Origin of the sequence: Streptomyces sp. NPDC005017, assembly GCF_042873115.1 — a bacterium.
Lineage (GTDB): Bacteria > Actinomycetota > Actinomycetes > Streptomycetales > Streptomycetaceae > Streptomyces.
In genome coordinates this window covers 64,758-78,180 of record NZ_JBIALD010000009.1, presented here as the reverse complement: position 1 = coordinate 78,180, position 13,423 = coordinate 64,758, and the positions used below count along the sequence as shown (strand labels likewise).

7 protein-coding genes are annotated in these 13,423 nt (G+C 67.9%); 3 read left to right on the top strand and 4 right to left on the bottom strand.

Annotated elements, in window-relative coordinates; genetic code table 11:
* The first annotated feature begins 178 nt into the window (after nucleotides 1–178).
* The 3 genes from ACFYR0_RS15880 (at nucleotide 179) to ACFYR0_RS15870 (ending at nucleotide 2,478) form a co-directional block, all read left to right on the top strand.
* Nucleotides 179–658: a DUF1772 domain-containing protein gene (locus ACFYR0_RS15880; RefSeq protein WP_389327245.1), complete on the top strand. Its 480-nt coding sequence runs from the start codon at nucleotides 179–181 to the stop codon at nucleotides 656–658.
* 132 nt (nucleotides 659–790) lie between these two features.
* Nucleotides 791–1,447, top strand: a complete 657-nt coding sequence (locus ACFYR0_RS15875; protein ID WP_389327242.1) for a hypothetical protein — start codon at nucleotides 791–793, stop codon at nucleotides 1,445–1,447.
* Nucleotides 1,435–2,478 carry a hypothetical protein gene (locus tag ACFYR0_RS15870; RefSeq protein ID WP_389327239.1) on the top strand — a complete coding sequence of 348 codons (1,044 nt, stop codon included), beginning with the start codon at nucleotides 1,435–1,437 and terminating at the stop codon, nucleotides 2,476–2,478. The genes ACFYR0_RS15875 and ACFYR0_RS15870 overlap by 13 nt, the downstream gene beginning before the upstream one ends.
* 197 nt (nucleotides 2,479–2,675) lie before the next feature.
* Here ACFYR0_RS15870 and ACFYR0_RS15865 read toward each other — a convergent pair whose 3' ends face one another.
* The 4 genes from ACFYR0_RS15865 to ACFYR0_RS15850 all read right to left on the bottom strand — a co-directional run bounded on the left by ACFYR0_RS15865 (nucleotide 2,676) and on the right by ACFYR0_RS15850 (nucleotide 13,393).
* Nucleotides 2,676–3,827 carry a uroporphyrinogen-III synthase gene (locus ACFYR0_RS15865; protein WP_389327236.1) on the bottom strand — a complete coding sequence of 384 codons (1,152 nt, stop codon included), beginning with the start codon at nucleotides 3,825–3,827 and terminating at the stop codon, nucleotides 2,676–2,678.
* Nucleotides 3,828–3,947: 120 nt separating this feature from the next.
* Complete coding sequence (locus ACFYR0_RS15860) at nucleotides 3,948–5,339, bottom strand: nitrate/nitrite transporter (RefSeq protein WP_389327233.1); 1,392 nt, start codon at nucleotides 5,337–5,339, stop codon at nucleotides 3,948–3,950.
* A gap of 780 nt (nucleotides 5,340–6,119) precedes the next feature.
* Complete coding sequence (locus ACFYR0_RS15855; protein WP_389327230.1) at nucleotides 6,120–6,521, bottom strand: hypothetical protein; 402 nt, start codon at nucleotides 6,519–6,521, stop codon at nucleotides 6,120–6,122.
* Nucleotides 6,518–13,393 carry a polymorphic toxin-type HINT domain-containing protein gene (locus ACFYR0_RS15850; protein WP_389327227.1) on the bottom strand — a complete coding sequence of 2,292 codons (6,876 nt, stop codon included), beginning with the start codon at nucleotides 13,391–13,393 and terminating at the stop codon, nucleotides 6,518–6,520. The genes ACFYR0_RS15855 and ACFYR0_RS15850 overlap by 4 nt, the downstream gene beginning before the upstream one ends.
* Nucleotides 13,394–13,423: the final 30 nt, after the last annotated feature.

Genomic DNA, 13,423 nt, shown 5'->3' with positions numbered 1-13,423 from the left:
GGGAGAAGGAGGCGTTCCGTTCGCTCCCCTACACAGTGCCCGTCCGCGGGGGCGGTGGGTAGGCCTGGGACCCGGACGGGTGCGGCGGGGCGGGCTGTGGCGGCGGGGTGGACGCGCGCGTATGGCGCCGGGAGCCTGGACCATGTCGCCGTACGGACTCGCCCCGTTGACTGGACGCATGACGACACACAGCAGAACGGCGGGCCCGGTACTCCTCGCGGCGACGATCCTGGCCGGTCTGATGGCCGGCACCTTCTTCGTCTTCGCCTGCGCGGTGATGCCCGCGTTGGGGCGCAGCGGGGACCGGGTCTTCGTCGACGTCATGCGGGACGTCAACGACGTCATCCAGAACCCCCTGTTCCTGCTCGCCTTCCTGGGCGCCCTGGTCCTCTCCGCCGTCGCGGCATGGCAGTCCCGCTCCGCGCCCGGCCGCTGGTGGACCTGGGGCGGCTGCGCGGCCTACGCCCTCGTGGTCCTCGTCACCGTCGCCGTGAACGTCCCCCTCAACGACCAACTGGCCTCCGCGACGGGCTCCCCCACGGCGGCCCGTGCGGATTTCGAGGACACGTGGGCGGCGTGGAACGCGGTGCGGGCGGGGCTGTCGATCACGGCGTCGACGCTGCTGGCGGGGGCGCTGGCGGTGCGCGGCAGACGGTGAGGCCGGACACAGCTGCAACTCCGCTGTCCCTTGGGGACAGTTCTGGGCACATTTCGTCCTGGTGCGGTCCGTGGCGGGCCCGTTACGGTAGCGCCTGATCCCGAACCACTCCCGCCCCACCAGGAGCCCTCTGTGATCCGCCGCCCCGACGTCCTCCCCGCGCTCGCCGCCGCGACAGCGGCACTGTTCCTCCTCACAGCCTGCGGAGGCGACGACAAGTCCCCCGACGCGAAAGACAAGATCGCGGGCGCGGACACCGGGGAGAAGAAGCCGGCGACGCCGACGGCCGGTCCGGCGGGGGGTGCGGGGCGGCCGGAGATCTCGTTGCCGGCGGATCTGACGTACTCCTTCGAGTGGTCGGAGACGGGCGACAAGGACAAGGACGCCGTCCTGAGCGACAGCCGGCAGTTCATCAAGGCGGTGGACATGGCGATCGCCGAACAGGACGCGCTGCACGGGGCGTACCGCTTCTACTCCGAGGGTGAGGCGGCCGCGTCGAGCCAGAAGTTCATCCAGGAGTTCGTGGACTACAAGGACCGGATCACCGGTGCCAAGCGCTACTACGACGCCAAGGTGCAGATCGACGGCGACGGAACGGCCGGGTTCGTCTACTGCGAGGACCAGAACAAGGCCTACAACAAGAGCCTCAAGACCGGGAAGACGTCGGTGACTCCGGCATCGGACGACAACTACGTGCTCTACAACAGCAGGCTTCGGGTCAACAAGCAGGGCGTATGGGTGACCGAGAAGCTGACTTCCGAACGGGGGAACGCCGCATGCCGTCCGTGACGAACCGAGGGGCGGCCGTGGTCGCCGCCGCAGCAGCGGCCGTCCTGCTCTGTCCCGCCCAGGCGCTCGCGGGCTACGGCCACGGCGGCAGTACGAACGGCGGTTCCGACACGTCCGCCTCGGGTGGCAGCGACGGCAAGGGCGGGCTCTCCGCCACGGCTGGAGCGATCGTCTTCGACCGCTCCCGCAACGGGTCCGGACAGTCCGCCGGCACCGTGACATCCACGACGACGTGGACTCCTCCGGCCTGCTACTACGCCCCCAAGTACACGCCCGACGAGCTGAAGGCGTACCTGGAGCCGATCTGGCAGGCCGAGTCGACGGGCTACCAGTGGGACGCGGACCAGCGGGCGCGCTATGTGGAGGGGCACCCCTACAAGGAGTTCAACAAGGAGAAGGCCGGCAAGGGCTACTGGTGGGACTCCTACGTCACCGAAGGCCGCGAGGGCGACCCCGGTGCCCTGGCCTGCGACAAGCCGCCCTTCTGGGTGGACGAGGGCACTCCCCCGCCGGCGGACGTCACAGAGGCCGTCACCCCCGAGATCCTCGCCCAACTCGCCTACGCCGAGATCCGCGTCCCCTCCACCGAGGTCGACCTCGCGCCCCAGGGCGCCACCAAGGTCAACCTGCCCACCTGGGCCTGGCTGGACGGCGCCGAGTTCAAGCCGGTCTCCGTCACCGCCTCGGTGCCCCTGCTCGGCATCCAGGCGACCACCACGGCCGAACCGGTGTCCCTCACCCTGGACCCCGGCACGAAGGACGCCCAGACCTACCCTGCTTCCGGCGTCTGCGACCTCACCGGCGGCCGTATCGGCGAGCCGTACGCCAAGGGCAAGGCCGACCGGACCCCGCCCTGCGGCGTCCGCTATCTGCGCGCGTCGGGTGCCAAGGCCTACCCGCTCAAGGCCACCATCACCTGGAAGATCCACTGGACCGGCACGGGCGTACCCGCCCGGCAGAACCTGCCCGACGGCACGTTCGGCGCGGAGCAGGCGGTGGTGGTGCAGGAGATCCAGGCGGTGAACCGCTGAGGGAGACGCCCGGACCGGCCGCGCGCCGAGGAGCGGCGGGAGCAGCGGGCCCGTCTCAGGGCGACGGCCGAACGGCCGCCGCGTCCCGGCTCCGGCCGGCCGGGATCTGATCCTGCGGACACGGCACACCATGGCCGGCGAGGACCAAGCGGGGGCTCAACCCCGTCACACGTCCGCGTAACGGAGGCTCAACCCCGTCACGCGTCCGCGTACTTGGCGTCGGAGGCCGGGTCCAGGGCCAGCCGGTAGCCCCGCTTCACCACCGTCTGGATCAGCTTCGGGGCGCCGAGGGCCGTGCGGAGGCGGGCCATCGCGGTCTCGACGGCGTGCTCGTCGCGGCCCGCGCCGGGGAGGGCGCGCAGCAGGTCGGCACGGGCGACGACCCAGCCGGGGCGGCGGGAGAGGGCGCGCAGCAGGGACATGCCGGCCGGCGGGACGGGCCGCAGGGCGCCGTCGACGAGGACGGCGTGGCCGCGGATCTCGACGTGGTGGCCGGCGATGGGCAGGGCCCGGGTACGGGCGGGCAGTTCCTGGCAGAGGATCTGGACGAGCGGGCCGAGCCGGAAGCGTGCGGGCTGGACCGTGTCGACGCCCCGGGCCTGGAGCGGCAGGGCGGTGACCGGGCCGACGCAGGCGGGCAGGACGTCGTGGGCCAGGGCGGCGAGCAGTTCCGGCAGCAGGCCCCGCTCCTCGGCGCGGGACAGCAGCGACTGCGCCGCCGGGGCGCTGGTGAAGGTGACCGCGTCCACGCCCCGGGAGACCGCGGCGTCCAGGAGGCGGTCGACGGGGGCTATGTCCTCCGGCGGCATCCACCGGTACACCGGGACGCCGACCACCTCCGCGCCCGCGGCCTTCAGCGCCTCCACGAAGCCCGGCAGCGGCTCGCCGTGGAGCTGGATGACGATGCGGCGGCCGTCGACACCCTCGTCGAGCAGCCGGTCGAGCACCTCCGCCATGGACTCGGAGGACGGCGACCAGTCCTCGGTGAGCCCGGCGGCCCGCACGGCGCCCTTCACCTTGGGTCCGCGGGCGAGCAGTTCGACCCCCCGCAGCCGGTCGACGAGCACCTCGCCCAGCCCCCAGCCGTCGGCGGCCTCGATCCAGCCGCGGAAGCCGATGGCGGTGGTGGCCACCACCACGTCCGGGACCCGGTCGATGAGGTCCTTGGTCGCGGCGAGCAGCTCACCGTCGTCCGCCAGCGGCACGATCCGCAGGACGGGCGCACGCAGCACCGACGCTCCACGGCGCTGGAGCAGCGCGCCGAGTTCGTCGGCGCGGCGCGCGGCTGTCACCCCGACGGTGAAGCCCGCCAGGGGGCCGTGTTCCTCAGACTGCTGTTCCTCGTACATAACTCTCGTCCCGCACTCGAGTCATCGGGACCGGCCAGCGGCCCCCTTTGCACTGCATGCGACCGAGCCTGTCAACGGTGCGTGACAGGCTCGGTTCTCCTTCATTGCGCTGGTGTTACGTCACACCTCGGCGTAGCTGAGCTGCGGCTTCGCCTCGGTGGTCGTCGTCTCCGTACGACCGGCCGCCGGGCGGCGAAGGTATACGGCCCACGTCACCAGGAAGCAGACGCCGTAGAAGGCGAGGAAGGCGACGAAGGCTCCGGTGCCGGTGCCGGCGGTCAGGAAGGACTGCCGGAAGGCGAGGTTGATGCCGAGCCCGCCGAGCGCGCCGACCGCGCCGATGAGCCCCATGGAGGCACCGGACAGACGCCGGCCGTAGGCGGCGGCCTCCTCACCCGTCAGACCCCGGGCGAGCGCCTTGTTCTGGAAGATGCCGGGGATCATCTTGTACGTCGAGCCGTTGCCGAGTCCGCTGAGCACGAACAGCGCGATGAAGGCGGAGGTGAACAGCGGCAGGGACTCCTGCATGCTCGCCGCGATGATCACGGCGGTCGCCGCGGCCATGGCCACGTAGTTCCACAGGGTGATCTTCGCGCCGCCGTAGCGGTCGGCGAGCCAGCCGCCGACGGGGCGGATCAGGGAGCCGAGCAGCGGGCCGATGAAGGTGACGTAGGCGGCCTGGAGCGGCGTACGGCCGAACTGCGTCTGCAGGACGAGGCCGAAGGCGAAGCTGTAGCCGATGAACGAGCCGAAGGTGCCGATGTAGAGGAAGGCCATGATCCAGGTGTGGCCCTCCTTCACCGCGTCCTTGGCCGCGCCGGTGTCGTTCTTCATGGTCGCGAGGTTGTCCATGTACAGCGCGGCCAGCACGGCGGCGATGACGATCAGCGGGATGTAGACCCCGAGAAGCACCCGCGGGCCACCGCTCGCGCCGATCACCGCGAGGGCGACGAGCTGCATGACCGGCACACCGATGTTGCCGCCGCCGGCGTTCAGCCCGAGCGCCCAGCCCTTCTTGCGCAGCGGGAAGAACGCGTTGATGTTGGTCATGGAGGAGGCGAAGTTGCCGCCGCCGACACCCGCGAGCATCGCGCAGATCAGGAAGGTGGAGTACGACGTCCCGGGCTCCATCACGATGAACGCGGCGATGCTCGGGATCAGCAGCATCGCCGCCGAGACGATCGTCCAGTTGCGACCGCCGAAGATCGCCACGGCGAAGGTGTAGGGCACCCGCACCACGGCGCCCACCAGAGTCGCCATCGAGACGAGGAAGAACTTGTCGGCAGGTGTGAGGCCGTACTCGGGGCCCATGAACAGCACCATCACGGACCACAGGGTCCAGATGGAGAATCCGATGTGCTCGGAGAGGACCGAGAAGATCAGGTTCCGGCGGGCGACCTTCTCACCGGTCTCGTTCCAGAAGGTCTCGTCCTCCGGGTCCCACTTCTGGATCCAGCGGCCGCCCTTGCCTGTGGTGGCGGGGGGAGATGGGGTCGTACCTGTTGCTGTCATGACGCCTCCACGGGTGCTGCGGGCTCAGGGTGTGACTGGGAGTGGCTGAGTCCCGAAGGTAGGGAGAGCGCGTTTCCGTGCTGTGGCTGTGGGTGACCGGAAGGGAACGTTGCTCTCACCCGGGGGCGGGGGCGGATGAGAGGTCCGGTCGGCGAGCCTCTCACGAGGGCGGAGCCGCCTCCGGGAGATGATGAGCGTTTCGCTCTGCGGCTGGGGGCCAAGGCCAGAACAACCCACCGAGCCTCCCTCCCAAGGTCGCACCCTCTCCGTCGTCAGCCTCCCCAGCCCGCGCCGCACAACCACTCCCTCGCTCCCGAAGTCATGGTCGTGATCGCGGCGCGAGGCCATCGACGCCTTCTGCGCCGGACCGAGCAGCCCGAAGACCACCGAGGCGGTCAGCTGAGACGGTGATCACCCACCATCCTGCGCCAGACTCGCCTCACGACGTTGCGGTCATCGTGCCGCCATCCTTGCAAAAGCCCCGCCAGAGCGAGGCCTGACGAGGCTTTACATTCCACTGGGCATACTCGCGGATGGTCGGTTCTGGAGGAGCTGGGTCGACACTGGCGAGAAGAAAGGCTCAGACTGGCGTAATCGGCTTCACCAGACTGGTAATCCACCTCACCGAGGAAGTCCTCAGCCATTTCACTGTCAAGCGTGCCTGCTCTCCAGGGTCACCTCACAAACACCAGTCACCCAACCTGCACCGCGCGGCAGACTGTACACGGACACCTGCTGAGTCACTGTCTTGGTCCGTGTACAGTTCGCGGCCAGCAGAGCTCACACCGTGGCGAACCACAGATCGTTTGCCGAGAAGGTCTCCAGTTCCAACTCTCGAAGTTTCCTCTCTTCACCGAACGCCCGCCCGAGCACTGTGATTTCGCAGTGCATGACTGGAGCGTCGAATGATGGAACAAGAATCACCGCCCCGCCCTGGGCGAGGGCCTGCAAATTTCCTGAAGTGCGTTCCTCGGCGACGATCAGTCGCAGCGTTGCGGAAACCATTGCCACACGAGTGTCTCGGACCAGAACACTCAGCCATTCCTCGTCGGCTTCGTTATCCCAGTCGACAACCCCTCCGAGCGATCGGGCCAGATAGTCGGCGATCTCGAGTGCAACCTCTTCGCGCCAGGTGACCGGCGGATCACCCAACCGCACCAGCGCATCCGAGACATCGATCACGGCGCGCCTCCGGGACTCCCATGAATAGCACCCTTATTATTCCGGTAGACATTTATGTAGTGAGTCAATTCCCCAGTCCTTCCGACAACCCCAACAGGTCCATTCGCGACGTACACTTTTGCCTTGTTTCCGACCCATAGTCCATAGGTGTCAGCGTAGGCGGCAGCGTCCAGAGTGGCCTTTTCCGCATCCACGCCCTTGAGGAAGACGCTTTTTGTCGGACCCGACGAACCTGGTAGGTGCTTCAGCATTGCCGGGTAGCTGACGGTGTATGTGCCGTTCGTCAACTCCCCATGACGGTTCAGGTAGCTCTCAGGCGGCGTAAAGCAGTTCGCGTTGTGAACGAGGACCGGAGTCTTGCCCGCCAGCACATAGTACGTGTGCAGATCGTCGACGGTCAGGTTGTAAGTGGTGGTATGCCGCGTGTAGGGACGGTTGCCCGTGACGATGACGGTGTCGCCCTCGTCGGTGAGGAGGGTCATGCCCGAGGTGAGGTCGCCGGCTTCGACCCAGTCGTCTTCGGAAGGCGACCAGAAGGGGTGTTCATAGGTTGCTGTGAGCTTCTCGATGCCGTTTTCGGTGGCAATGGAGAGCTCGTTGAAGTGCTTGTCGTCCCGGGTGATGATCAGGTCGGTGACTTCCCGAACGCCGGTCTCGCCGGTTTCGGGGTCTGTGGCCTGGACGGCCTCCCCTACCTTGATGTCCTCGATGTCCTTGGTGGTGCCGTCGGCCATGAGCACGTCTGTCCCGGCCAGGAAGCATCGCGTGCAGTCAGTGCCTCTAGCGGCCTTCCCACCAGGCTTGAGCCCCGCACGCGCTCCGCGCGCTGCGGCGTACTCGCGCCCGAGTATCTCCAGGAAACCCATCCTGTTCAGCGGCATACCGTTGATGTCGGCAGGACTGACACCGCTGTCGCAGTCGAAGATCAGACAGCCACCGAAGTTGTCGATGACTTTCTCGTCGTGGCCGTAGAGCCACATCATCCATTGGGAGTCGTTGATGGCTCCGTCAAGGCTTCCCTGGTACTTCATCATCGCCCGGTGAAAATCGTCTTCCGACGTGTTCTCATGAGTCCGGACGTAGGGAAGTCCCTGTTCGTCCGCAGCGACCGTTTCGTAATAGGCGGCCGTGGACTGGTCGTTCAGGGACGGCGTCCCCTTCTCCCTTTCGGGGTGATACACCGAGTCATCATCAGGGACACCGTTCGTGCAGCCGGTGATCACTCCGCTCATGCATTCGGGAGTCCCGAGCCCCGAGGGATCGGACAACGTAGCCGGGTTGTTCTGGCTGTATGCATATCCGTTGAGCGACTGATGTTTGTTCAGCTCCAGCAGCGGATCCACACTCACGAACTGGCCGATGGCCGGGTCGTATTCGCGGGCGCCGATGTGGGTCAGGCCGGTCGATGTGTCGGCCGGCTTGCCGAGGAAGGTCTTGTCGTCGGGCCAGGGGCCGAACAGGTTTGCGCCGCGGGGGGCACCGAAGGTGGTGCTGTAGCGCTTGGTGACCGCGTAGGCCGTTGAGTCCAGCGCGATGCTCGACGTGCCGTGGTGGTCGGCGGCGAGGAAGCTGAGCTTCGAGCCGGTGACGCCCGCCGTCGCCGTGCGGACCGCGACGGTCTGGCCGTTCGCCGTGTAGTAGCGGGTGCCCGTGACCGTCTTCGTCGTGCCCTTGGTCGTCAGGCGGACCTCCGTGCCGCCCAGGTAGAGGACGGTGTCGCCGTCGCCCTTGGCCCGGCGGATGAGGAGTTCCCCGCTGGCGTCGTAGAGGTAGCTCGTCTCCTTGGTGCTCTCCGTGAGCTTCGCCAGCTTGCCCTCCGTGTTCCACGCCAGCGTCTGCGCGGCCGTGGGACCGGGGCGGGTGATGGTGTTGCCGGACGCGTCGTAGGTGTACGTACCCGCACGGGCGCCCGTCGTCCTGTCCAGCGTGTGCGGCTTGGTGTCCGTGGTGTCGTCGTACGTGTACGTGGTGGTCTTGTCGCCCGTGGAGGTGTGCTGCGTCTCCGTCTTGCGCTGGCCACCCGGGGTGTACGTGTACGAGGTCCAGTACGGAGCCGCACCGTCGAGGTTGGCCGTCGTGCGGCCCGTGGTCGCGCAGTCGGCCGTCTTCGGCGTCCACGACTCGGTCAGGCGGCTGTAGCCGTCGTAGCCGAAGCACTGGTAGTCGGCCTTGGCCGTGCCGCCCTGCGTCGTGGCGTCGAGGATCGAGGTCACGTTGCCCGCATCGTCCTGGGTGTACTTCAGCTCCTGCGGCATGTAGCCGTGCACGTCGTCGGTGACGTAGGAGCGGGTGAGGCGACGGGTGCCGTCCTCGTAGTCCCAGGTGAGATACGCCTTCTTCGCCGAGCTGGTGCCATCCGTCCCGAGGGTGAGCTGACGCAGGTCGCCCAGCGGTGAGAACGCCGCGCCCTGGAGATAGCCGGTGGCGCCCTTCGCGGTGAGCTGGTGGCCGGTCGAGTCGTAGGTGTAGGAGACCGTCTCGGCCGGCAGGCCACCGGCCGCCGGTGCGCTCGACTGGCTGACCGTGCCGTCGAGGTTGTACGCGGAGCTGAAGGACAGCGTCTGCGGCACGTGACCGTCCGCGTACAGCGCTTCCGCGGCGGGGAGGATCAGCTGGGTTCCCGTCGTCCTGTACAGCGAGTCGTAGGACGTGACCTTCTGCGTGTACGCCTTGCCGGTCACTCCGCCGTCGTACCGTACGGCGGTGTCCTGCTGGCCCTTCTTCAGCGTGTCGAAGGTCCAGGCCGCGAGCTTGTTGGCGTCCGTCTTGGACGTCTGCCACAAGCCGGTGCGGCGACCGAGATCGTCGTACTCGTGGAACAGCTTCCTGGTGGTGTCGTCGTTCGGAGTGGTGGTCACGATCTGGTCGAGATCGTTGTACTCCGTACCCGACTTGCCCTTGTCCGGATCCGTGGCCGTGACCTGGCGGCCGAACAGGTCGTACGTGTACGACCACTTCGCCCGGTCCGGGCCGGTGATCGTCTCCTGCTGGCCGGCGGGCGTGTACGTGTAACTCGTCTCCGTGAAGTTCGTGACGTCGGGGGTGGACCCGGCGTACTCACGGCGCTTGGTCATCTGTCCCAGGGCGTTCGTCACCGTGCTGGTGGCCTGGCCCCCGGTCGGCGCGGACGTCGAGACCGTGTCACCGGTGTACGAGGTGTTGATCGTCCAGCCGGTCCTGACCACGCCATGGACCTTGGTCACCGCGGTGATCGGGCGGGCCGCTCCGTCGTAGGTCGTGTCCGTCTGGATGGGCGCCTGACCGCCGTCCGTCTGTACCGGAGTACCGGACGGAGCGGACGTGTTGTCCCAGATGTCCGACTGCTGGCTCACCGCCAGGCCACGGTCGTCGTACAGCGTCAGGGAGACCAGGCGGCCACCTGTCGGGCTGGGTGTCTGGGTCTGGCGGGAGCGCAGCTGCGAGTCGTAGAACTCGTAGCCGGTGTTGTAGCCGGAGCCGTCCTTGTTCAGCGCGCCCGTCGACACCCAGGACATCGCCGAGTTGGTGATGTTGTAGCCGAAGACGTAGTTCGGCGTCTTGCCCAGCGACCTGGAGCGGTTCGCCAGCCAGACCTTGACCACGCGGCCGAGGCTGTCGTACTCGGACTCGGTGACGTAGTTGTTCGGGTCGGTGGCCTTCAGCGGCGCACCGGTCGCGTAGTCCAGCTGCGTGGTCGCCTTGTGCTGCTTGAAGTTGACCACCGATGTCGACGTCAGCGGGCCGGTCGCGGTGGGGCTGTACGTCGTGCCGGACACCAGCTTTCCGTTGGTGTCGTTGACGACGAGAGCCCGTCCGAGCGCGTCGAAGGTCGAGGTCGAGACCTTCTGCCACATCGGGCTGTCGTCGGAGCCGTAGCCCTTCGCCCGGCCCGTCCAGGACGCGTCGCCCTTGGTCGGGGTCTGCGAAGCCGACCAGGTCGTGGCCGCGGTGTTGTCGTAGACGACGGCCGTGTCGGAGACGACGTCCCCGGAGCGCTTGGAGTCCGCGGGCAGGTCGAGAAGGGAGTCGGCCGTCGAGCAGGGCTTGGCGACCGTACGGGTGCGGGAGACCAGCGAGTTGATGCCGTTGCCGGCATTGCGGGCGTACCAGGTGCGGGTGCACTTCTCGTCACCGCTGACCGCGTCGTCGCCCAGGTCCTCGACGGTCGCGGCCATGCCGTAGTCGTCGTACGCCGTCTTCACCGTGCTCACGCGGTCGTACGGGGTGATCCCACTGGTGATGTTCGTGCGCGAGTGCTTGGCAGCGGCACGGACGTAGTAGGCCTCGGTGTCCGCATACGACTTGTGCTGGGTGGCGGTCCGCTTGCTCCACGGGTCGTTGACCGTGCCTGTGACCTCGGTGGCGCCGTCATAGGTGACGGATTCCCGGGTGAAGCCCGCGTACTGGTCGGAGTCGGTGATCTCGGGGGCCTTGATGCCCGTGACCTTCACCGTCCTACGGGCGTCGGGATCCGGGCTCTTGCCGTCGGCGCCCAGGACCCGGTCACCGTTCATGCCGCGCAGGTAGACCGTGACGGTCCTGCTCTGCGTGCGTCCGGGGACGCCGGTCAGATGGGTGACCGTGCCGTAGCCGCGCCAGATCGACCAGGTGCGTTCTTTGGCCGGCGTCATCGGGTCGTCGTTGTAGTGCCAGGCACCGCCACCGGAGTACTGGTACGTGTGCTGCACGGCCTCCGAGCCGCCGAAGGGGTCGGTGGTGGAGATGGAGGTGACCGGGTACTTCTGGAACCAGTCGAGGGTCGGGGTCCTCTCCCCGTTGGGCGACCAGTACACCGGGTAGCAGCGCTTGGTGTTCTCGTCGAGCTTGGGCTTGGTGGCGTTGGCCGCGCACTCGGAGGGCGCGTAGTTGACGATCGTCTGCGCGCCGGTCTCGCCGGTGACCGCCCTGAGGCGAGGCTTGTTCAGCGGCAGGATGTCGTCCGTGGCGCCGTCCACCCGGTTGGCGAACATCATGTGATCGAACTTGACCGGGCTCAGGGCGAGTTCGGTGCCGTGCTTGCCGGTGTGCCTCAGCTCGTCGAGCCACAGGGACTGGTCGGTCGAATCACCTGTGTCGCCCGGGTCGAGGTACAGGTGCTTGAGCGACCAAACGTCGACCGGCTCGAAGGCCGGGGTCACTGCCGCGGCGTTCCAGGCGTAGGTCGTGATACCGGTCATGCGCTTGCGCGTGAAGAACGTCGGACCGTTGTTGCCGGTGCACTTGTCGCCGTCCTTGCAGATGACGTCGAAGGGCACGTCCGGCCAGTTGTTCCGGGTGGTCTCGGTGAGCGAGTCGCAGCCGGTGCCGGCGGCGAGGCAGCGCTCGTCGTAGGCGAACACCACCTTGTCGGAGGCCGCCGGGGCGCCGGAGAACAGGGCTCCGGCACGCTGGCCGTAGCGGATCTCCTTCAGGTAGCCGCCGCGCACGTAGCTGGTGCCGGTGGTGTCGTCGCCCGACTGGTCGTAGTTGTTGCGCTCGGCCGCGTACCAGTACGACATGGCGTTGCCGTGGGTGTCCTCGACGTAGTCGAGGTTCCATCGCCAGGCCTGGGTTTTGGCGCGTTCGGACAACGTCGAGCCGCCGGAGTAGCCCGGTTCCCCCTCGTCGTCGCCGAACACCGGCGCGGTCCACACCGACTGGGTGCGGTCCGAGGTCCCGGCGCCGTCGAGCTTGTTCAGACCGAAGACGTACTTGGTGCCCTCGCCGGTGACGATCGTCCAGGACTCGCCGTTGTCGTCGCCGTTGTCCGCGCCTGTCGAATGCGTGACGGTGGAGGCGTCATCGCCCTTCAGGTGCCACTCGCCGCTGGTGTCGTCCTTGACCAGTTCGTTGGCCTTGCCGTTCAGCACCAGGGACGCGTTGTCGTACTTCCAGCACAGGTCGTACTTGTCGGTCTGGCCGTCGTCGTCGCAGGAGCCGTACTTGCGCTCGATGAAGGACGAGGTGAGGTCGAAGCCTTCACCTATCTGGCTGCCCTGGTTGTTGCTGTTCGCGGTACGACCGTCCACGGAGCCGGAGTCGTACGAGATCGACAGTTCGGGCTGCGGTCCGGCCGCAGCGGGCGGAACGCGCAGCGGATACGACCACGCGAACGATCCCGACGAACCGCCTGCCTCCCACGTCGACGAGGCCGACAGCGGCGTCGCCTTGTAGTCGCCCGAGCCGGACTGGGTACCGGCCGCGAGGGCCAGCATCGTCGGAGCACCGTCGGCAGCGAGACTCACCGGCGCCGACACACTGTTCTGGGCCCGGCTGTTGACCGAGCTGAGCTCCGTGCGCGTGCGGCACTTCGCGAGGTCCGGCTCGTCCAGCGCGCAGCCGGGCAGCCGCGACAGCTGCAGCCGACCCGCCCAGTCACCACCGTAGGCGGCCGCGAAGGCGGAGTAGTCGACGCCGATGCGGGCCTGGCCGGCGCCGATTCCGGTGACCTTGAGAACAACGCCCCTGACACCGAGGCCGGCCGCCGCCTTATGGTCCAGGACCTCGACAGTGACGGCCTTGACTGCCGTCCCCTTGTCCGGCGGAGCGACGGTGACAGGCAGCGTTCCAGGAGTCGCGCGGTCGACTCCCTCGTCAGGAACGCTCAGTGCCGCTCTACCGGCCTTCGGCCAGCGGACCGTGCCCCGCTGGTCCTGGCGGGCCCGCGCGGCCGCGGCTCGGTCGGCGGCGGCAGCCTTCTGCACGGCGGCAGCGGCCTCTTTGTCGATCTTCGCGGTGAACGGGCCGACCTTCGTGGCCTTCGGCGCCTTGAGGTCCGGCCGGCCCAGTGGATCGGCGTCAGCGGCGAAGGCGACGGGCGTCAACAGGCCAGGCAGCATGGCGAATCCGATCGCCGCCGCCAGTCGTCTCCCCGTCGCTCCGCTCCGCGTCGTACCGGTTCGAAGCGGTCTCATGTCATCGGACTCCCCTGTAAGGCTGCCCTT

Bases quoted from the DNA above. Each gene is read 5' to 3' on its own strand.
- ACFYR0_RS15880 (WP_389327245.1), top strand. From the start codon at position 179: ATGACGACACACAGCAGAACGGCGGGCCCGGTACTCCTCGCGGCGACG.
- ACFYR0_RS15870 (WP_389327239.1), top strand. From the start codon at position 1,435: ATGCCGTCCGTGACGAACCGAGGGGCGGCCGTGGTCGCCGCCGCAGCA.
- ACFYR0_RS15865 (WP_389327236.1), bottom strand. From the start codon at position 3,827: ATGTACGAGGAACAGCAGTCTGAGGAACACGGCCCCCTGGCGGGCTTC.
- ACFYR0_RS15860 (WP_389327233.1), bottom strand. From the start codon at position 5,339: ATGACAGCAACAGGTACGACCCCATCTCCCCCCGCCACCACAGGCAAG.
- ACFYR0_RS15850 (WP_389327227.1), bottom strand. From the start codon at position 13,393: ATGAGACCGCTTCGAACCGGTACGACGCGGAGCGGAGCGACGGGGAGA.